Annotated in this window: 1 pseudogene; it reads right to left on the bottom strand. The window is 50.2% G+C overall.

From position 1 onward, the window contains the following. Positions 1–411, bottom strand: a pseudogene (locus S1OALGB6SA_RS04110) (hypothetical protein); the annotation flags it as partial. Positions 412–422 lie beyond the last annotated feature (11 nt).

The following is a 422-nucleotide window of genomic DNA, read 5'->3' as shown; positions in this document are numbered from 1 at the left end:
GGCGGAAATCAGCTGATAGAGACCGTCATACTCATAGCTGTGAGTACTGCTCGAACGATGGCTGGTGCTGCTCCTGCTAAGCACATTCCCGACTTCATCAAAGGTATAGCTCAAATCCTGAAGGTTCCGTCCATAGCTGTTCTCGCTCTCCAGCTCTTCCAGCCAGCGTCGGTAGGGATCGTAGCTGTAATCAGTCCTGACGCCATTGCCGAATACAATGAAGGTTCTCATGCCATACTCATCATAGCCAATCCGCTCAATCAGGTATTTCTCCCTGGACTGATTCCCATCTTTCCGAGTGCTAAGCACCTTATCAAGCTGGCCTCCCTGATCGTAGAAGTACTCTATCACCTCGCCATCGGGGTACTCTATCCTGTTCATACGCCCAAGATAGTCGCTCTTGAAACTCATCAGGGCAATCT

The sequence above is a fragment of the Olavius algarvensis spirochete endosymbiont genome (assembly GCA_900608495.1).
Classification (GTDB): Bacteria; Spirochaetota; Spirochaetia; order DSM-2461; family DSM-2461; genus UBA2779.
Note: the sequence above shows the minus strand (reverse complement) of the source record. Positions and strands in the feature narration are given on the sequence as shown.